Annotated in this window: 18 protein-coding genes; 12 read left to right on the plus strand and 6 right to left on the minus strand. The window is 69.0% G+C overall.

Annotation, left to right across the window (positions count from 1 at the left end; translation table 11 throughout):
* The first annotated feature begins 1 nt into the window (after position 1).
* Entirely contained in the window at positions 2-361 is a 360-nt protein-coding gene (locus OG504_RS14070; RefSeq protein ID WP_328677335.1) for a DUF742 domain-containing protein, read from the plus strand.
* On the plus strand, positions 348-965 hold the full coding sequence (locus OG504_RS14075) for a GTP-binding protein (protein WP_405990139.1): 618 nt from the start codon (positions 348-350) through the stop codon (positions 963-965). The genes OG504_RS14070 and OG504_RS14075 overlap by 14 nt, the downstream gene beginning before the upstream one ends.
* Here OG504_RS14075 and OG504_RS14080 read toward each other — a convergent pair.
* Positions 946-2,454 (minus strand): M81 family metallopeptidase, encoded by a 1,509-nt coding sequence (locus OG504_RS14080; protein ID WP_405990140.1) that lies wholly within the window; start codon positions 2,452-2,454, stop codon positions 946-948. The two genes, OG504_RS14075 and OG504_RS14080, sit on opposite strands and share 20 nt — an antisense overlap.
* Before the next feature lie 74 nt (positions 2,455-2,528).
* The gene (locus tag OG504_RS14085; RefSeq protein WP_405990141.1) at positions 2,529-3,728 is read right to left on the minus strand and encodes an ROK family protein; all 1,200 of its coding nucleotides are present in this window, start codon (positions 3,726-3,728) and stop codon (positions 2,529-2,531) included.
* 181 nt (positions 3,729-3,909) lie between these two features.
* Between OG504_RS14085 and OG504_RS14090 the strand changes: the two genes are divergently transcribed.
* The 6 genes from OG504_RS14090 (at position 3,910) to OG504_RS14115 (ending at position 11,704) form a co-directional block, all read left to right on the plus strand.
* On the plus strand, positions 3,910-5,667 hold the full coding sequence (locus tag OG504_RS14090) for a peptide ABC transporter substrate-binding protein (protein ID WP_405990142.1): 1,758 nt from the start codon (positions 3,910-3,912) through the stop codon (positions 5,665-5,667).
* A 3-nt stretch (positions 5,668-5,670) separates the two neighbouring features.
* Positions 5,671-6,630 (plus strand): ABC transporter permease, encoded by a 960-nt coding sequence (locus OG504_RS14095; protein ID WP_405990143.1) that lies wholly within the window; start codon positions 5,671-5,673, stop codon positions 6,628-6,630.
* Positions 6,631-6,656: 26 nt separating this feature from the next.
* Positions 6,657-7,529: an ABC transporter permease gene (locus tag OG504_RS14100; protein ID WP_405996331.1), complete on the plus strand. Its 873-nt coding sequence runs from the start codon at positions 6,657-6,659 to the stop codon at positions 7,527-7,529.
* Entirely contained in the window at positions 7,526-9,184 is a 1,659-nt protein-coding gene (locus OG504_RS14105; protein ID WP_405990144.1) for a dipeptide ABC transporter ATP-binding protein, read from the plus strand. Before OG504_RS14100 ends, OG504_RS14105 begins: the two co-directional genes overlap by 4 nt.
* A complete protein-coding gene (locus OG504_RS14110; protein WP_405990145.1) occupies positions 9,181-10,113 on the plus strand; it encodes an ROK family protein in 933 nt (310 codons plus the stop codon). Before OG504_RS14105 ends, OG504_RS14110 begins: the two co-directional genes overlap by 4 nt.
* A 193-nt stretch (positions 10,114-10,306) precedes the next feature.
* The gene (locus OG504_RS14115; RefSeq protein WP_405990146.1) at positions 10,307-11,704 is read left to right on the plus strand and encodes a glycoside hydrolase family 43 protein; all 1,398 of its coding nucleotides are present in this window, start codon (positions 10,307-10,309) and stop codon (positions 11,702-11,704) included.
* Positions 11,705-11,761: 57 nt separating this feature from the next.
* Here OG504_RS14115 and OG504_RS14120 read toward each other — a convergent pair whose 3' ends face one another.
* Complete coding sequence (locus OG504_RS14120; protein ID WP_405990147.1) at positions 11,762-12,724, minus strand: ABC transporter substrate-binding protein; 963 nt, start codon at positions 12,722-12,724, stop codon at positions 11,762-11,764.
* A 364-nt stretch (positions 12,725-13,088) separates the two neighbouring features.
* On the opposite strand from OG504_RS14120, the gene OG504_RS14125 reads away from it, so the two are divergent.
* Genes OG504_RS14125 through OG504_RS14140 form a run of 4 tightly spaced genes read left to right on the plus strand, consistent with a single transcriptional unit; the run spans position 13,089 to position 17,174 of the window.
* Positions 13,089-15,626: an ATP-binding protein gene (locus tag OG504_RS14125; protein WP_405990148.1), complete on the plus strand. Its 2,538-nt coding sequence runs from the start codon at positions 13,089-13,091 to the stop codon at positions 15,624-15,626.
* Positions 15,623-16,099, plus strand: coding sequence for a roadblock/LC7 domain-containing protein (locus tag OG504_RS14130; protein ID WP_019062808.1), 477 nt, complete (start codon positions 15,623-15,625; stop codon positions 16,097-16,099). Before OG504_RS14125 ends, OG504_RS14130 begins: the two co-directional genes overlap by 4 nt.
* A gap of 36 nt (positions 16,100-16,135) precedes the next feature.
* Positions 16,136-16,591 (plus strand): DUF742 domain-containing protein, encoded by a 456-nt coding sequence (locus OG504_RS14135; RefSeq protein ID WP_365303741.1) that lies wholly within the window; start codon positions 16,136-16,138, stop codon positions 16,589-16,591.
* The gene (locus OG504_RS14140; protein WP_405990149.1) at positions 16,578-17,174 is read left to right on the plus strand and encodes a GTP-binding protein; all 597 of its coding nucleotides are present in this window, start codon (positions 16,578-16,580) and stop codon (positions 17,172-17,174) included. The genes OG504_RS14135 and OG504_RS14140 overlap by 14 nt, the downstream gene beginning before the upstream one ends.
* Before the next feature lie 67 nt (positions 17,175-17,241).
* Here the strand turns inward: OG504_RS14140 and OG504_RS14145 are convergent, their stop codons facing one another.
* The 3 genes from OG504_RS14145 to OG504_RS14155 are packed head-to-tail and all read right to left on the minus strand — an operon-like array spanning position 17,242 to position 19,744.
* A complete protein-coding gene (locus OG504_RS14145) occupies positions 17,242-17,910 on the minus strand; it encodes an ABC transporter permease (protein WP_405990150.1) in 669 nt (222 codons plus the stop codon).
* Positions 17,907-18,617: an ABC transporter permease gene (locus tag OG504_RS14150; RefSeq protein WP_405990151.1), complete on the minus strand. Its 711-nt coding sequence runs from the start codon at positions 18,615-18,617 to the stop codon at positions 17,907-17,909. Before OG504_RS14150 ends, OG504_RS14145 begins: the two co-directional genes overlap by 4 nt.
* Entirely contained in the window at positions 18,614-19,744 is a 1,131-nt protein-coding gene (locus tag OG504_RS14155; protein ID WP_405990152.1) for an ABC transporter ATP-binding protein, read from the minus strand. The genes OG504_RS14150 and OG504_RS14155 overlap by 4 nt, the downstream gene beginning before the upstream one ends.
* Positions 19,745-19,849: the final 105 nt, after the last annotated feature.

A 19,849-nucleotide genomic window follows, 5' to 3' on the forward strand; every position in this document is an offset into this window, starting at 1 on the left:
GGTGAGCGGTGGCGACGCGGCGGGACGGCTCGTAAGGCCGTTCACGCTGACCGGTGGCAGAACCCGGCCCAGCCGCGCCGATTTCACCCTCATCACCACGGTGACCGCGGTCGATCCGGTACCCGCGCGGGCGCCCCGGCCGCAGCCGGAGCAGTCCCGCATCCTGCGGCTGTGCGCCGAGCCGCTGGCGGTGGCGGAGGTCGCCGCTCTTGTCGACCTTCCGGTGAGCGTGGTAGTGATCATGCTCTGCGATCTGCTGGAGGCGGGCCTGATCACGGCCCGGCCGCCGCACCCGGTCTCCCGTACCAGCCCGGACATGGACCTGCTGCAGAAAGTGAGGGAGGGCCTTGACCGGCTCTGACACCATCGCTCCGGCACCCGCGCCACCCGAGACGGTCAAGATCCTGATCGCGGGGGGCTTCGGCGTCGGCAAGACCACCATGGTCGGTTCGGTGAGCGAGATCGCGCCGCTGCGCACCGAGGAACCGCTGACCGTGGCGGGCCTCGCCGTCGACGACCTCGACGGCATCGAGGAGAAACGGGCCACCACCGTGGCCCTGGACTTCGGCCGCATCACCATCGGCCAGGACCTGGTGCTCTACCTGTTCGGCACCCCGGGCCAGCAGCGCTTCTGGTTCATGTGGAACGACCTGGCCCTCGGCGCGCTCGGCGCGGTCGTCCTGATCGACGTCCGCCGCCCGAAGTCCAGCTTCGCGGCCGTCGACTTCTTCGAACGCCGCGGCATCCCGTTCGTGGTGGGCGTGAACGGCTTCTACGGCGAGCATCCGTATCCGGCGGAGGCGGTCCGCGACGCGCTGGCGCTCCCGGAGGACGTCCGCGTGCTGCTGTGCGACGCGCGGGAGCGCGACTCGTGCCGGAACGTACTGATCGCGCTGCTCGACCAGTTGATCGAAGCCGCCATCGAGGACGGCGGGGGCGGCAAGCTCACTCGTCCGCCCCGCTGAGCGGTTCGTCGGAGGCGGCGATGACCCGGGCCGTGAGGTCCGGGTCGGGCATGTCCCGGTCGAAGGGGAACAGGGGCCGCCGGATGCGGTGATGGCCGAGCCGCGCGAGATCCTGGTCGACCCCGCCCGGAGTGAGGGCCATCTTCCAGTCGGCGGCCATGGCGAAGAGTTCGGGTTCGAGATAGCCGATCTTGACGAGCACGAGGTCGGCGGAGCGCGGGTCCAACTCCAGGTCGGTGAAGTCGTGTTCGTGGTGGTACGGCTTCCGCAGCCGGGTCAGGACGACGTGCACGCTGCCCACTCTGAGGACGACCTCGGTCTCCGCGTCCCGGTCGCCGTGCCGGATCGAGTGGACGACTCCGGTGAGGGTGAGCGGCCCCGCGTGGCGGTCGTCCACCTCGGCGCCCGCTGTGACGGTGACGGTGGCGCCCACACCGGCTTCCACGGCGGTGGCTACGGCGGCCGGGCCTGGCAGCGACGCGTAGATGACCGTAGGGCCGCTCTCGTCCTTGAACTCCGGGCGTTCCAGGACCTGTTGGAGGCCCCAGGTGACGTCGCCGGCGCCGCCCGCGGTCGGGTTGTCGCCGGTGTCGCTGATGAAGTACGGGCGGGCGGTGGAGGTTAGGGCCTCGTCCAGGCAGTCGGCCAGGATCCCGGTCGGGGCTACGAACTCGAAGTCGTGCCTTGCCTCCCAAAAGCCGCGGGCCAACTGTTCGGCGGCTGCGGTGACTTGGGGTTCCGACGGACCGGTCACGACGACTGCGGCGCGGTTGCGGGGCTCGTCCGCCCAGGCATAGCCGACCCAGATCGCCGCGTCGGTTACTCCTGCGGTTGCTTCTACTTTTTCTACGGCCGCGTAGACGCTCTTCGCCGGTTCGATGCGGGTGGAGGTCTGTTCGCCTGCGAGCAGTACCGGGACCGGGATCCAGGCCTTGACCGGGCGGGGTGCTCCGCCGGCCAGGAGGTCTACGAGGTTGCGGGCGGCGCGTTCCTTGGTGTCCATGGCGTCCTCGTGCGGGGCCATGCGGTAGCAGGTGATCAGGTCGCTCTGGTGGACCAGTTCGCGGGAGACGTTGCCGTGCAGGTCCATGGAGGTCGATACGAGGGTTTGCCGGCCGATGGTCTCTCGGATGCGGGCGAGGAGGACGGCTTCGGCGTCGTCCATGCCCTCTACTGTCATCGCGCCGTGGATGTCGTACCAGAGGCCGTCTACGGGGCCCAACTCGCTCAGGCGGGTGATGAGTTCGTCGGAGAGTTCGGTGAATGCGGCTGCCGTTACCGTGCCGCCGGGGAGGGCCTTGCCGACGAGGGCGCCTTGCCAGTCCGCGGCTTCTCGGAGGGGGGTTCCGGGGGCCAGGAAGGGGTAGCGGGTGAGGACTTCGGGGCCTCGTTGGGGGTGGAAGGCGGGGGCTTCTGTGCGGGCCGGGGAGAAGGTCGAGGACTCGATGCCTAGGCCTGCGACGGCGATCACGGGACGAGAAGGAGGCAATGGGGGCTCCAGGTTGTGTGTTGGGTGCGGCTTCGTCGTGGCTGGTCGCGCAGTTCCCCGCGCCCCTGAAAGACCTAGCGCGTCCCGGGTTTGTCTGTGACCGTCTGCAATGCCTGCGCCAGGGCCCGTTGCAACGCGAACTGGCCCGCGCCCACCAGCCCTGCGTCCGCACCCAAGCTGGCTCGTTCGATCACCAGGTGCTCGGTGACCAGGGGGTGGCAGCCCTCGTACAGTTGGCTGCGGACTGCCGCTACGAAGGGTTCCAGGGTGGAGAGGATGCCACCGAGGTAGACCGCGTCGGGGTTGAAGAAGTTGACGTTGGCGGCCAGGACCTGGCCCAGGTAGCGGCCGGCCTGGCGGACCGCTCGGGTCGTCTCGGGGTGGGCGTCGGTGGCGAGGCGTACGACGTCCTCGGTGGATGTCACGTCGAGGCCGTGGCCGCGCAGGATGCGGACCAGGGCGGCGCCGGAGGCGACGGTCTCCAGGCAGCCGGTGTTGCCGCAGGAGCAGGGGGTGTCCTGGGCGGCCTCCACGCGGACGTGGGTGATCTCGCCCGCCGCGCCCGTGCCGCCACGGTAGAGGCGGCCGTCGGCGATGACGCCCGCGCCGATGCCGGTGCCCACCTTGACCATGATCGACTGGCGGCGCTCGGCGGGCTGGACGGTGTGTTCGCCCACGGCCATGCAGTTGGCGTCGTTCTCGACGGCGGCCGGGACCTCGAAGCGGTCGGCGAGCCAGTCTCGGATGGGGAACTTGTTCCAGCCGGGCATGCGCGCGGGCAACGTGACCGTCCCGGAGCTGATGTCGACCGGGCCGGGCAGACACAGGCCCACGCCCCGGAGCCGTTCGCGGCCGTGTCGCTCGGCGAGTGCGATGAGTGTCTCGGCGAGGCCCGGCAGCGCGGCCTCGGGTCCGTCCGCCGTGGGGAAGGGCACGGTCGACACGTCGGTCAGGCCGCCGCCGGGGAGTACGACCCCCACGTGCGCGTGCTTGCCGCCCAGCTCGGCCGCGACAGCGAAGCCGTCGCTGCCGCCCAGCCGGAGGACCTTGCGCGGGCGGCCGCCGGTGGAGGAGCGCGTGCCGTGCTCGGCGACCAGGCCCAGGGACACCAGCTGGCCCACCGCGAGGGAGATCGTCGAGGGCGCGGCGCCGAGCAGTTCGGCGAGTTCGGTGCGGGTGGCGGCCTGCCCGGAGGCGAGGAGTTCGAGGACGTGCTCGGCCAGCGAGGAGACGCCCGAGGTGCTCTTCCGGCGGTGCGCACTTTTTTCAGGCATGAAGGAAGTTACTTCCGGATCGGGTGATCGAGGCGACGAGCGTAAGTCACCCACATGCCCTCTCACCTTTTTTCAGAACAGCAGAAACAGGCTTTTTACAGCGGGACGCCTGTTTCTTCGACACCGGGGGCCGTTGACTGTCCTCACTCCCGCCTCCGCCCCTCTTTTTCCGAGGAGAACCATGTCCCCTGTTCGCTCGAGACTCCTCGCCGGTGCCTCCCTGACCACGGCCTCGCTGCTGCTCGCGGGCTGTTCCGGGTCGAGCGGCACGTCGTCGTCCGGGTCCCACGACTCGATCAACTACGCGCTGCCCGCGAACTTCACCCCGAACTGGATCCTCCCGATCGGCACCGCGGCCCACCTCAACAGCAACAACGTCGCCATCGCGAGCACGCTGTGGGAGCCGCTGATCGCCTACGACGGCTCGACCGGCAGCATGGGCTGGAACAAGAAGGGCTCGGTGGCGACCGCCGCCGCCTTCGCGGCCGACAACAAGAGCGTCACGATCACCCTCGGCGACCGGCACTGGAGCGACGGGAAGCCGATCACCTCCGCCGACGTGAAGTTCTGGTTCGACCTCATCAAGGCGAACAAGTCCCAGTGGGCGGGCTACAACCCGGGCAAGGCGCCGGACAACTGGACCTCCTTCAAGACCGTGGACACCCGTCACTTCACGATCACCTTCGACAAGGCCTACAACCCGCAGTGGATGCTGGCCAACGAGTTGAGCCAGATCAACCCGCTCCCCCAGCACGTGTGGGACAAGGCCGGGGACGCCAAGAAGGACTGGACGTACCTCAACAACGCGGCCAAGAACATCAGCGGTTACGCGACGAACGCCCTGTGGAAGACAGTCAGCGGCCCGTACGCCGTGAAGTCCTTCTCCACGGCCGGCAAGGTCGTCCTGACCGCCAACTCGAAGTACGACGGCGGCGAGAAGCCCGCCATCCCCACCGTGAACCTCCTCCCGTTCACGACGGCGGACGCCGAGAAGAACGCGCTGCGGTCCGGGAGCGTCGACTACGGCTACATCGAGGCGACCGACCTCGACCAGAAGGCGAGCTTCACCGCGCAGGGCTACACGGTGAAGCCGTGGTCGGGCTGGGCGATCACCTACATGCCGTACAACTTCAACAACCCTTCCATGGGTGCCGTGTTCAAGCAGCTCTACGCCCGGCAGGCCGTGCAGAAGTCCATCGACCAGAGCACGCTGGCGAAGGTCATCTTCAACGGCACGGCGGTGCCGGGATACGGGCCGATCCCGCAGGCGCAGACGTCGTCGTTCCTGTCGGCCACGCAGAAGTCCAACCCGTATCCCTTCTCGACCTCGGCCGCCAAGTCCCTGCTGAGCAGCCATGGTTGGAGCGAGCAGGGCGGGGTCATGACCTGCACCAGCCCGGGCACGGGTGCCGCGCAGTGCGGTGACGGGGTCGCCAAGGGGACGAAGTTCCAGATGCAGGTGCTGTCGCAGTCCGGTTCGACGGTGACCGACAACATGATGAGCGCGATCCAGTCCTCGCTCGCGAAGACCGGCATCAAGTTCTCCATCAAGACCGCGCCGGTCAACTCCGTGCTGTCGCAGACCCCGCAGTGCACGGCCTCGCAGTCGATCTGCAAGTGGCAGCTGTCCTTCTTCGGTACGGCGGGCAGTTGGTACTTCCCCGCCTTCCCGACCGGTGACTCGCTCTTCCAGACGAAGGGCGGCGCGAACTTCGGCAACTACTCCAACGCCGAGGTCGACAAGCTCATCTCCTCGTCCACGACGTCGAGTTCGACCCAGGAGATCCAGGACTACAGCGCGGCCCTCGCCAAGGATCTGCCGGTGATCTGGCTGCCCGAGCCCGACTACCAGATCTCCGTCGTCAAGAACGGCCTCGGCGGCTTCACCCAGGACCCGCTCGCCAACTTCCACCCGGCCCAGTGGAAGTGGACCAGCTGAGGCATGGACACCCTTCTGTATCTGACCCGGCGGATCGCGCAGGCGCTGGTCGTGATCCTCATCGTGACGGTCGTGGTGTTCGGTCTGCTGCACGCGCTGCCCGGGGGTCCCGCGCGCGGGATCCTCGGCCCGCAGGCCACGCCGCAGCAGATCACGCTGTTCAACCACGACCAGGGGCTCGACCGGCCGCTGCCCGTGCAGTACCTGTACTACCTGCGGCAGTTGCTGCACGGGGACCTCGGGACGTCGTACACGCTGAACGAGGCGGTGTCCCGGCTCATCGAGCAACGGCTGCCGAAGACACTGGTGTTGACCGTGCTGTCCGCGGTTCTCGGGCTGGTGCTCGCCATTCCGTTGGGCATGTGGCAGGCCGTCCGGCGGAACAAGCCGGCCGACTATGTCATCACCACGTTGAGCTTCGTCGCGTACTCGACTCCCGTGTACTTCCTGGGACTTGTGCTGGTGCTCGTCTTCACTCAGCTGCTGCGGTGGTTTCCCTCGCAGGCGCCGCAGGGGGACACCGTGGCTCAAGTCTTCGCGGATCCCGTTGCGTTGGTGCTGCCTGTGGTGACCGGGGCGGCATCGATGGTTGCCGTGTTCAGTCGGTACATGCGGGCCTCGACGTTGGAGAACCTGTCCGAGGACTACGTGCGGACTGCTCGGGCGGGGGGTTCTCGGCAGCGGGCGATTCTTTTCAAGCACGTGTTCCGGAACTCGTTGACGCCGGTGATCGCGATGTTGGGGTATTACGTGCCGGTGCTGTTCGGGGGTGCGCTGGTTGTTGAGCAGCTGTTCAACTACCCGGGGATGGGGCTGTTGTTCTGGAGTGCGGCTCAGTCTTCGGACTATCCGGTGCTTCTCGGGTGTGTGCTCGTCATTTCCGTCGCGACCGTCGTGGGGACCTTGCTTGCGGATGTCGTGCAGCGGGTTGTTGATCCTCGGGTCAAGGGGGGTCGGGCGTGAGTGTTCAGAGTGCACGTCGGTGGGGGTTGCTCGCGCCCCGCGGCGGAGCCGCAAATCGACACAGCCCCGCGCCCCTGAGGGCGCGCTTCGCTCGCAACAAGCTTGCCGTGGCCGGGCTTGTAGTAGTCGCCCTGTTCTTTCTCTTCTGCTTCGTTGGGCCTTTTCTCTACTCCACCGATCAGATCCATACCGACCTCACGCAGGTCAATCTCCGTCCCAGTGGGGCGCATTGGCTCGGTACCGACGCTGTCGGGCATGACGAGTTGGGGCGGCTCATGTACGGCGGGAAGGTGTCGCTGCTCGTCGGGCTTGCCGCCGGCGTGCTTGCCACCGTGATCGGGACTCTGTGGGGGGCCGTCGCCGGGTATGCGGGTGGGTGGGTCGATGCCGTGATGATGCGGGTTGTCGATGCGGGGATCGCGATTCCGGCGCTGTTCATCCTGCTGGTCGTGTCCGCCATCACCACGCCTGGCGTGCCTGGGCTGATCGTGATTCTTGGGCTGGTGTCCTGGCTCGTGCCTTCTCGGCTGGTGCGGGCGGAGACGTTGACGTTGAAGAGCCGGGACTATGTGCTGACCCTGCGCGCCATCGGCGGTTCGCACAGCCGGGCCATCACCCGGCACATCCTGCCCAACTCGGTGTCGACGATCGTCGTCGCCGCCACCTTCCAGGTCGCCGACGCGATTCTGCTCGTCGCCTATGTGTCCTATCTGGGGCTGGGAGTTCAGCCGCCGTCGACCGACTGGGGCGGCATGCTCTCGGCCGGGCTGACGGCCGCCTACTCGGGACGCTGGTGGCTGATCGTGCCGCCGGGTCTCGCGATCATCCTCGTCGTGTGCGCGTTCAACGCGGTCGGTGACGGGCTTCGTGACGCCTTCGACGTGAAGGGACGGGGATGAACAGCATCCTTGAGATAGAGAATCTGGGTGTCACCTTCTCCACCGAGAGCGGTGATGTGCCCGCCGTGCGTGGGGTGTCGTTGCGGGTCGAGCCCGGCGAGACTCTTGCCCTCGTCGGTGAGTCCGGGTCCGGGAAGTCGACCGTCGCGCTCGCTGCTCTCGGGTTGCTGCCCGGCAACGCCCTTGCGTCCGGGGGCGTTTCGGTCGGCGGTACGGATGTCGTGGGGGCCGGTGAGGCCGAACTCGCGGGGTTGCGGGGGCGTACGGCCTCGATGGTGTTCCAGGAGCCGGCCACCGCGCTTGATCCGCTGACCCGAATCGGCAGGCAGATAGCGGAAGTTGTGCGGAATCATCGGGACGTCTCCCGGCAGGAGGCGGCCGCTGAAGCGGTCGCGTTGCTGGGAAGGGTCGGGATTCCTGAGCCCGAGCGGCGGGCTTCCGCCTTTCCGTTCCAGTTGTCCGGTGGGCAGCGGCAGCGGGTGGTGATCGCCATGGCCATCGCCAACTCGCCCGGGTTGCTGGTGGCCGACGAGCCGACCACCGCGCTGGACGTCACCGTGCAGGCCGAGATCCTGGATCTGCTGCGGGCGTTGGCCGCCGACTCCGGAACCGGGGTGCTGCTGGTCACGCACAACATGGGGGTCGTCGCCGACTTCGCCGACCGGGTCGCCGTGATGCTGGAGGGGGAGGTCGTGGAGACCGGAGCGGTGGAGGACGTGCTGTTGCGGCCGACGCACGAGTACACGCGGCGGTTGCTGGCCGCCGTGCCTCGGCTGGCGGTGAGCGAGCCGGTGGGTGCCGTTGTGCGTGAGCCTGTCGAGACGGCTGCTCCTGTGGTCGAACTGCGGGATGTCAGCGTGCAGTTCGGGCGTAGGCCCCGTGCCGTGCGGGCGCTGGAGGAGGTGTCGCTGACCGTGCGGGCCGGTGAGACCGTGGGGCTTGTCGGTGAGTCCGGGTCGGGGAAGTCGACCGCCGCCCGGGTGGCTCTCGGGCTGGTCGCGCCGGAGTCGGGGGGCGTCTCGCTCTTCGGGGCCGATCTGCGCAAGGCGCGGGGGCGGGCTCGGCGGGCGCTGCTGGCCGGGGTCGGTGTGGTGTTGCAGGATCCGGTGGCCTCGTTGGACGCGCGGATGAGTGTCGGGGAGTGTGTGGCCGAGCCGTTGCGGGTGCACCGGCGTGGGATGGGGGCCGCCGAGCGGCGCGAGCGGGTCGCCGAGGTGCTCGAACTGGTGCGGTTGCCACGGGAGTTGGCGCGGCGCGGGCCGCGTGAGCTGTCCGGTGGGCAGCGGCAGCGGGTGAGCCTCGCCCGGGCGCTGGTCCTCGAACCGCGGCTGCTGGTCGCGGACGAGCCGACGAGCGCGCTGGACGTGAGTGTGCAGCAGACCGTGTTGGACGTGATCGCCGAGTTGCAGGCAGAACTCGGGTTCGCCTGTCTCTTCGTCTCGCACGACCTCGCCGTCGTGCAGCAGTTCGCGGGGCGGGTCGTCGTGATGCGGGGCGGACGGGTCGAGGAACAGGGGCCGACCATGAGCACGTTGCTGCACCCGGAGACCGCGTACACGCGCCGGCTCATCGCCGCCGTACCCGTGCCCGATCCGGTGCTCCAACGGGAGCGCAGGGAACACCGGTTGGCGTTGGGGACGGGGGCCGGCGCGTGACGGACTCCCCGGAGGTGGTCGTCGGCGTCGACATCGGCGGCACGACCACCCAGGTCGTGCTGTGCACGGCCGGACTCGACGTCCTGGACCGGACGGAGGTGCCGACACCTGCGAGCGAGGGCGGGGCGGCGATGGTCGGTGCCGCGCTCTCCGCGCTACGGCTGCTGCTGGACCGTACGCCCGCCCGGTTGCTCGGGGTCGGGGTCGGCGCGGCCGGGCTCGTGGATGTGCGGGCCGGGCGGATCCTCGTGGCGAGCGACTCCTTCCGCGACTGGGCCGGGTTCGAGGTGACGGCGACCGTCCAACAGGCCCTGGGCGTACCGGCGTTCCTCGACAACGACGTGAACGCGTTTCTGCGCGGGGAGGTCGCGAAGGGTGCGGTCGCCGGTGCGGAGAACGTGCTCGGGATGACCCTCGGCACCGGCGTGGGTGGCGCGCTGTGGCTGAATGGCGCCCTTTACGACGGGCCGCGCGGGGCCGCGGGCGAGATCGGCCACGTGCCCGGGTTCGGTGAACTGCCGTGCACGTGCGGGGGAAGAGGGCATCTGGAGACGCTGGCCTCGGGGCGCTCGATCGCGGCGCGCTACGGGGAGCGGACAGGGCGTGCGCTCACGGCCCGTGAGGTCGCCGAGGCGGCTCGGTCGGGCGATCCGGACGCACGGGCCGTGTACGCGGCGGTGGGGCGCGGTGTCGCCCGTGCGCTACTGATCACGGCGGGGCTGCTGGACGTCACGACGTGCGTGATCGGCGGGGGTGTGAGCCGGTCGTGGGAGCTGGTCGAGTCCGCCGTACAGGAGACATTGGCGGTGGAGCCGCCGGTGAGCGGTCATCCGGTGCGGGTGCTGCCGGCGCGGCTGGGCGGGGACGCGGTGGCGGTCGGGGCGGCGGCCCGGGCGCGGGCGGAGCTGGGTGTGGGCGCGGGCGTGTGAGGCGCCTCGGGGGCACTGATCCACACAGGTGGCCCTCGGTCAACTCCTATGTGAACGACCGGAATTGGCCAAGCGCGACCGTGTGATTGACGCACACGCGCCCCATCTCTACCTTCTGATCGACTTACCGAACCTAGTTCGGGATATCGAACGATCTGAACCGATGGGCCGCCCCGCACCCCCTGGAGAACACATGGCCGTCCCCCCTCTCCCCCACCCCTCCCGCCGCCTGTTCCTCGGCATGGCCGCGACCGTCCCCCTCGCGGCCACCGGCGCGCTCACACTCGGCGCGGGCAGCGCGCAGGCCGCGACCAACTCGGCTTATGTCATGTGCTACTTCACCGAGTCGCCGACGTTCCTGGGCGCCGACTACGGCCTGCACCTCGCCGTCAGCCCCGACGGTCTGCAGTGGACCCCGCTCAACCAGAACGCCCCCGTCGCCACCCCCACCGCGGGCTCCCTGGGCCTGCGCGACCCGTTCATCCTGCGCAAGCAGGACGGCACGTTCGTGGTCCTCGCGACCGACCTCAACGGCACCGACTGGTCGTACGTCAGCCAGTACATCCACGTCTGGGACTCCACCGATCTGCGTACCTTCACCGGTTACCGGCGGATGAAGGTGCACGACCTGGACACCCACGCGTGGGCGCCGGAGTCGTTCTGGGACGCGGGGCGGGGTCAGTACGGCGTGATCTACTCGGCCGTCGACGACAGCGGGCACAACGTCATCATGGTCAACTACACGAGCGACTTCGTGACCGCCGGTGATCCACAGGTGTTCTTCGACCCCGGGTACGACGTCATCGACGGTGACCTCGCTGTCGGCGTGAACGGGGTCAACTACCTCTACTTCAAGAAGAATTCGACCCTGGTCGGCGCGAAGTCCACGTCACTGGACCCGGGCAGCTTCACGAAGTTCAGCACGGCCGTCTCGCACAACGGCACCGAGGCGCCGACGTTGGTCAAGTCCCTTACGTCCAGCACTACTTGGTACCTGTGGGGGGACACCTGGGATCCCAACGGCGTCTACTACGCCTGGCAGACCAGCAGTCTCGCCGCCGGTACCTGGACGGCAGTCGACCAGAAGCTGTACACGCAGCCGCTCAACTCGAAGCACTGCGGCATCCAGCCGATCACCACGGCCGAGTACAACAACCTGATCGCCAAGTGGGGCACCCCGGCCTGGAACCGGCTCAAGTCCTACAACTACCCGGCCCGTTACGTCCGCCACTCGAATTTCATCGGCCGGATCGACGAGTACGCCTTCGACCCGTACACCGACTCGCAGTGGACGCTGGTGCCGGGTCTCGCGGACAGCGCCGGTGTGTCCTTCCAGTCGGTCAACTACCCGACCCGCTATCTGCGGCATTACAACTACGCGCTCCAACTCGACGTGAACGACGGCACGTCGACGTTCGCCGGGGACGCGACGTTCTACCGGACCGCGGGGCTCGCGGACTCCTCCTGGGCGTCGTTCCGGTCGTACAACAATCCGACGCGGTACATCCGGCACTCGAACTACGTCCTGCGGATCGACCCGATCTCGACGGCCACGGATCAGCAGGACGCCACCTTCCGCGTCGGGTACTGAGCACGACGCGGGTGCCTCCCGGAGAAACGGAGGCACCCGCGTCGTCGCCGGAGCGGGTCAGCTCAGGCCGGCCGTCTTCAGCCAGGCCTTCGCGACGTCCAGCGGGTCCTTGTTCTGGGACTGGACCTGGGTGTCGAGGTCCAGCAGGGTCGCCGTGTCGAGCTTCGCGGAGACCGCGTTGAGGGCGGCGACACCGGCCGCGGAGAGGCCGCTCTTGTAGACGAGGGGCTGCACGTTCTCGAAGCCGAAGAGCCTCTTCGGGTCCTGGAGCGTGACGTGCTTCTCCTTGACGATGGTCGGGTCCGTGCTGAAGAGGTCGGCCGCCTGCACCGTGTTCTTCTTCAGCGCGGCCGCCGTCAGCGGGCCGCCCGCGTCCAGCGCCTTGAAGGACTTGAACTCCAGGCCGTAGACGGACTTCAGGCCCACCAGGCCCTGCTGCCGGGTCTGGAACTCCGGCGAGGCGCCGATGACCAGGTCCTTCGCGATGGACTTGAGGTCCGCGATGGAGGAGTCGGACGTGAGGCTGTACTTCTTCGCGGTCTCCGCGTTGAGCGTGACCGTGTCCTTGTCCTCCGCGGCGGCCGGGTCCAGCAGCGTCAGCTTGGGGTCCAGCTTGGCGTTGATCGCGGCCGTGGTCGCCGCGAGGGTCGCCGGGGTGGCCTTCGGGTCGAGGTAGGCCAGCAGCGCGCCGTTGTACTCGGGCAGCACGGATATCGTGCCGTTCTTGAGCAGGCCGTACGTCGTCTCACGGCTGCCGATGTTCGGCTTGTAAGTGACCTTGACGCCCTTGGCCTTGAGAGCCTCGCCGTAGATGTCGGCGATCAGGATGCTCTCGGCGAAGTTGTTGGAACCGACGACGACGGTGTCGCCGCCGGCCTTGCCGCCCGAGAGCGGGTCGTCGGACTTGCTGTCGGAGGACGAACCACATCCCGTGACAAGCGCAGCCGTCGCGGCGAGCGCGATGGCGGCCGCGCCGGGGTACCTAGTGCTGGACCAGCTGTTCTTCGCTTTAGAAGTCACAATTCCCGTTCCGGGTTTGGATGTTGGCACAGGCGTGCAGGCATGGCTGTGGCGTCGACGCGCGGGGCGTGAACGCCGCACTCCGCTGATCCAATCCAGCCGGTTCTTGGTCAGTCAAGAGAACTCTGGTCACCGATTGGCCTCAATGAGTGCCCAGTTGTGAAGGCAACGTAAACAGACCGGTCGCGAACACGGTCGCTTTGTAATTGATTCTTGACGTAGGGCGACGCACTTGATCGTTCAAAGAGGCGGTAGTCTCCCCGGAGTTGGCGTCGGTCACAGCGGTGTGCGGGGGCCGCTTCGATCAAAAACAGTCACACGCGTCGCTGCGCGTATCGTGACAACACCCCACGAAGGAGGCCTGGTGTCCATACGGGGCTTCGCAGACCGTTGGCCCTTCAGGCGCAAGCTCAATCTGCTCGTCGGCGTACCGCTCGCGGTGGTCGCTGTGCTGCTGGCGTATCTCATCTCGGACGAGATCGGGCAGTCGACGGACGCGAGCGACGCGGCGCAACTGGTGCGGGACAGCGGGCAGGTCGCCAGGCTGGTGAACCTCGTGGAGGCGGAGCACCAGCAGGCCATCCTGCTCTCCGTCCGTTTCGAGGCCACCAACGACGGCGGCACCCCCTCGCAGAGCGCCTACCGGGCGGCTCAGCTGGCCGTGGACAAGCAGGTCGAGAAGGTGCGCGACACCTTCGGCGACCGGCTGCCGGCCAGCGAGGCCCAGGCCCTGAAGGAGATCAACGGCCTGGAGACGCTGCGCGACACCGTCGAGCAGAGCTACCTCCCCGCCGACAACATCGACCCGGCGTACACCAGCGCCTCGGACGGTCTGATCGACGGGCTCGACCTCGAGCACAACGCGAACCTCGCCACCACCTTCACCGGCAACCTGCTGGACTCCGTGCTGCGGGCGGACGCCGCCCACAGCTCGTTCGAGACCAGCGTGTTCTCCGCGACGACCGGTGACAGCAACGCGCTCATCGAGTACAACAACGCGGTCGGCTCCTACGACCTCTTCACCTACCAGTCCGCCCGGTTCGCCCGGTTCGCCACCGAGGACCAGGCCGACCAGCTCTCGGGCATCGAGCACACCCCGGCGCAGCGGGAGATCGCCGAGGCCTACGCCGAGCTGCAGATCGACCCCAGCGGGCTGCAGGCCGAGACGCCCGGCGCCGTCCGCAAGGCCTTCGCGGACGCCATGGGCGACTACCCCTCGTACCCGCAGCAGGCCGCGAGCCGGCTGAAGATCACCGGCTCGCTCATCGACCAGATCGCCACCCGCGCCGACGACGCGTCCTCCTCCGCCTCCTGGCGCGCCGGGCTGCTGCTGAGCCTGTCGCTGCTCGGCTTCGTGCTGTGGCTCGTCTTCGTGGTGATCGTGCGCCGCTCGGTGGTCCGCCCCGTGCAGGCCCTCACCGGGGCCGCGAAGCAGGTCGCCGAGGTCGCGGGCCGTGAACTCGCCCGCGTCGCCGACGACGACGCCGAGGACGACGGACCGCCGCTGCTGCGGGACATGCCGGTCACCGCGAAGGACGAGATCGGTGACCTCGCCGAGGCCTTCAACCATGTGCAGACCACGGCCGCCGCGCTGCTGGCCCGCCAGGTGGTCAGCCGCCGCAACGTCGCCGAGATGTTCGGCAACGTCGGCCGCCGCGTCAGCAACCTGACGACCCGTCAACTCGCCCTGATCGACGCGGTGGAGCGCGGTGAGACCGACCCGGCGCTGCTGGAGCGGCTCTACTCCATCGACCACATCGCCGTCCGCCTGCGCCGCAACGCGGACAGCCTGATGCTGCTCGCCGGCATCCGCGAGACCGTGCTGGACGGCGGACCCACCGAACTCACCAACGTCGTACGGGCCGCGCTCGGCCAGATCGAGGGCTTCCAGCGGGTGGGTCTGCGGGCCGACACCGAGGTCATGGTGGAGCCCGACATCATCGGCGACCTCACGCTGATGGTCGCCGAACTCCTGGAGAACGCGGTCTCGTTCTCGCCCGCGGGCAGCCCCGTCGAGGTGGTCGTACGGACCGACGGCGACGACGCGCTGATCGTGGTCGCCGACCACGGCCTCGGGATGAGCGCCGAGCGCATCGCCGAGGAGAACGCCCGCCTGATCCGCCGTGAGCGTCTCGACCTGGTGCCGACGAAGGTGCTGGGCCTGTTCGTGGTCGGTACGCTCGCCCGCCGCTGGGACATCGACGTCACCCTCGCCCGCACCCCGGGCGGCGGTGTGACGTCCGAGATCACCATCCCGGCGACGCTGCTGCTGCGGATGAGCGCGCTGGCCTCCACCGGTTCCTCCAATACCGGATACACGGAGTTGGGGTCGGGAGCGGGGTCAACTGTGGGCGTGGGCACGGCCGTTGCGCCGACCACCACCTCGAACCAGGACCACCGTCCGGTGCACCAGGACCAGCGTCCGGCGCCCTCCTGGGCCACCTCGGACTCCGGGCCGCGCCCGTCGATCACCCTGAGCAGGCCCGAGCCGAGCACACCCGAGCACATGCACGCCGATGACGACGAGCCCACTCCGCTCCCCCGCAGGGTCTCCCGGTACGAGACGGCACCGAGAGCCGCGGCGGCGGCCCCGCCCGTCACCCACCACGCCCCGGCGGACGAGTCCGCCACCGCCCCCGACGACGCCGCGGGAGGCTCCCGGCCACTGCGGCGGCGGGTCAGGGGTGCCACCCTTCGTACGGGCGCCGACGACGCCGCCCAGCAAGCCGCCCGGCAGGCCCCCCGGCCCGCCGACGCGGACGCCGTCCGCTCGGCCCTCGAGGAGTTCGAGGCCGCCGTAGAACAGGCACATCGCGACAGCGACACCCTCACGGGCCTGCGTGCCCCGGACGCGAACCACCCGCACGACCGGAACCACCTCCCGAAAGGAGCGGAGCAGTGAGTACGTCGACAGGTGACACTCCCACGGGGGGCACCACGCCGGCCGATCTGCAGGCAGCCGCGGCCGATTTCAACTGGCTGCTCAACCGTTTCGCGACGGAGACCGCGGGTGTCGTCGACGCCATCGCGGTGTCCTCCGACGGCCTGCTGATCGCCGTGGCCGAACTGCGTGAACACGCCCACTCGGAGCGGCTCGGGGCCATCGTCTCCGGCATCACCAGCCTCGCCGCCGGAGCCTCCGGCAACTACGGTCTCGGCGGCCTGAACAAGGTCATCATCGACCTGGAGGGCGGCCACGTCCTCGTCTCCGCGATCGGCAGCGGCGCCGTCCTCGGCGTCGTCACCGACAAGGAGGCCAAGCTCGGCAACATCGCCTACGAGATGACGCTGTTCGCCAACCGTGCCGGTTCCGCGCTCAACCCCCAGCTGGTGCTCCAGCTGAAGAACAGCGTCGGCGCCGCTTCGGCTCGGTGACCGGTCCCCGACCGGTCGAGAGAGGAACAGCCACTCATGCCCGACGGCCGCACTCCGAGCGGTGCCGGCGCGGACGGGGCCACACCCCCGGGTCGCGATCCGGTGCGCACGCCTTCCGCCGTACGGCCGTTCCTGGTCACCGCCGGCCGGGTCGCGGGCGCGGACGCGGCCGCCTCCGGGCGGCCGATCCCGGTCGAGACCCAGGTGGTGGCCACGGCCGCCGGGCTCGAAGTACTCGACCGGCTCTCCTTCGAGCAGCACGACATCGTCGCCGCGTGCCGGCAGCCGCAGTCCCTCGCGGAGATCGCGGCCCGGCTGCGGCTGCACCTGAACGTGGTGCGGGTCCTCGCCGAGGACCTGCGTGCCGCCGGGCAGTTGACGGTGCACGTGCCCAACTCCGACATCACCCATGACGCAACCGTCCTGCGAAGGGTCATCGATGGCCTCCGCGCCATCCCCAACTCCCGGGGAGTACTCCGTGACACCGACTGAACCGGTCGCCCGCGGTGCGGCACAGACCGTCGTACGACCGCCGCTGCCGGTGAAGATGGTCGTCGCGGGCGGCTTCGGCGTGGGCAAGACCACCACCGTGGGCGCGATCTCCGAGATCGAGCCGCTCACCACCGAGGCCGCCATCACCGAGGTCGCGGCGGGCGTGGACGACCTGTCCCACACCCCGCGCAAGACCACCACCACGGTCGCGATGGACTTCGGCTGCATCACCATCGACCCGACCCTGAAGCTGTACCTCTTCGGTACGCCCGGGCAGGACCGGTTCGGCTTCATGTGGGACGACATCGTGGAAGGCGCGGTCGGCGGCCTCGTGATCGTCGACACCCGGCGCCTCGACGACTGCTACGCCGCGGTCGACTACTTCGAGCACAAGCAGATCCCGTTCGCGGTCGCCCTCAACGCCTTCGACGGCAAGATCGAGCACTCCCTCGACGAGGTCCGCTGGGCCCTGGACGTCAACGAACGTGTCCCGGTCCTCGCCTTCGACGCACGCGAACGCGGCTCGGTGCGGGACGCGTTGCTGGTCGTACTGGAGCTGGCGCTGGCGCGCACGGAGAACTGACGGCGGTGGAATGCGAGTTGGGGGGAGGGCCGGTGGCCGCTCCCCCCAACTGCGCTTTCAGCGGCGTTCAGTTGCTCCTGCGGACCCCCGGCGACACCGCGAGCCGTGCGATGCCCCAGAAGAGTCCGAGCGTCACCAGGGCCATCCCGGCGACCAGGGTGGCGCCGCCGACGACCTTCTCGTAGTTCCGCTGGTAGAGGCCGTCGATGATGTAGCGGCCGAGGCCGCCGAGGCTGACGTACGCCGCGATGGTGGCCGTGGAGACGATCTGGATGGCGGCCGAGCGCAGGCCGCTGAGGATCAGCGGGAGGGCGACCGGGAGTTCCACCTGGAACAGGACGTTCGCCTCGTTCATGCCCATGCCGCGGGCCGCGTCGACCGGGGACGGGTCGACGGAGCGCATCGCCTCGTACGTGGTGACCAGGATCGGCGGTACGGCGAGGACGACCAGCGGGATCATCACCGGCACCAGCCCGAAGCCGATCAGCACGAACATCAGCACCAGGAGGCCGAAGCTGGGCAGGGCGCGGGCGGCGGTGGCGATGAGCGAGAGGGCGTTGCCGCCACGTCCGGTGTGGCCCGTCAGCAGGCCGATCGGGAGGCCGATGGCGGCGGCGATCGCGAGCGCGATCAGCGAGTACCGGACGTGCTCGGCGAGACGGGTGGGGATGCCGTCGTAGCCGTGCCAGTGGGTGCTGTCGCTGAAGAACAGGTTGATGTAGTGGAGTACGTTCACCGGGCTGCGTCCTCCAGTACGAGTTCGGCCGGTTCCGGCCGGTCCTCGGCGGGGCGGGCCTTGCGGGTGCCGCGCGGCATCCAGGGCGTGAGGAGGAGGCGTACGCCGACCAGGACGGCGTCCACGACGATGGCGAGGACGGCCGTGGTGATCACGGAGAGCCAGATCAGCCGCGGCTGGTGGTAGATCTGACCGTCGTTGAGGAGATTGCCCAGGGCGCCCTGGTTGCCGATCAGCATGCCGACGCTGACGAGGGAGATGCTGGACACGGTCGCCACCCGCAGGCCGGCGATGATCGCGGGCACGGCGATCGGCAACTGCACCTGGAGATACCGGCGTACGGGTCCGAGGCCCATCGCGGTGGCCGCGTCCAGGGTCTCCTGGGGCACCGAGCGGACGCCGTCCACGATCGCCGGGACGAACACCACCAGGCTGTAGACGCCGAGCGGGATCATCACGGTCGTCTCGGTCTGGCCGGTGTAGTCGATGAGGACGACGAAGAACGCCAGCGAGGGAATCGCGTAGAGCACGGTCGTCACCCAGAGCACCGGCGGGTACAACCAGCGCAGCCGCACGCAGAGTTGGGCGATGGGCAGCGCGATCACGAGGCCGACGAGGACCGGGATGACGGCCTCGCGCAGGTGCAGGCCGATCAGACCGAGGTAGCTGTTCTGGAGGTCACTGGGGATGCGGAACCAGTCGTTCATCCGGCGACCTTCGCGCCGCTGCGACCAGCCGCGTGGGCGCTGCGGATCGCCTCGCCCACAGCCCCCTGCGAGACAACCCCGACCACGCGCCCGGTCCCGTCCACGCCCACCGCCCACCCGGTCGGCGACAGCACCGCCCCGTCCAGCGCGGCCCGCAGGGAGTCCTTGCCGGCCTCGAACGGGCGGCCGTGGGCGAGGAGTCGGGCCGGATCGATCTGCCCCGCGGTGAGTGCGCCGGGTTCGCTCCAGCCCAGCGGCCTGCCGTCCAGGTCGGTGACGAGGAGGTACGGCACGTCGGGGGTGGTGCGTTCGGCGATCTGCTCGGCGGTGGAGTCGACGGCGACGATCGGGGAGGTCTTGAGGTCGAGGCCCGCGGAGGAGAAGAAGGACAGGCGGCGGATGCCCCGGTCGGCGCCGAGGAAGTCCTCGACGAAGGCGTCCGCCGGGTCGGACAACAGCTCGGCGGGCGGGGCGAACTGGGCGAGCTTGCCGCCGGTGCGCAGCACCGCGACCATCGTGCCGAGCTTGATCGCCTCGTCGATGTCGTGGGTGACGAAGACGATGGTCTTGCCCAACTCCTCCTGGAGGCGCAGGAGTTCGTCCTGGAGGCCCTTGCGGACGACGGGGTCCACGGCGGAGAAGGGCTCGTCCATGAGGAGGACCGGCGGGTCGGCGGCGAGGGCGCGGGCGACGCCGACGCGCTGCTGCTGGCCGCCGGAGAGCTGGTACGGGTACCGCTTGGCGAGGGCGGCGTCGAGGCCCACCCGCGCCATGAGTTCGGTGGCCCGCGCCCTGGCCTTCTCCTTGCCCCAGCCGAGCATGCGGGGCACGGTCGCGATGTTGTCGACGATCGTGCGGTGCTGGAAGAGTCCGGCGTTCTGGATGACGTAACCCATCGACCGGCGCAGCGTGTTGACCGGCTGCTTGGTGATGTCCGCGCCGTCCAGGGAGATCGTGCCCTCACTGGGGTCGATCATCCGGTTGATCATGCGCAGGGTGGTCGTCTTGCCGCAGCCGGAGGGGCCGACGAGGACGGTGATCGAGCGGTCCGGTATGTCCAAGGACAGTTGGTCGACCGCCACCGTGCCGTCCGGGTACCGCTTGGTGACTGAATCTATCCGTATCAAAACGCCGAATACCCTTCGGATGTGGCAGAAACTGCCCGTTCCTGACCGCTGTCTCTGGCCGTTGAGGAGAGAGTCTAGACGGCTTGTGTTGCGGGAACTTGGCGG

The sequence above is a fragment of the Streptomyces sp. NBC_00986 genome (genome assembly GCF_045162565.1).
Lineage (GTDB): Bacteria > Actinomycetota > Actinomycetes > Streptomycetales > Streptomycetaceae > Streptomyces.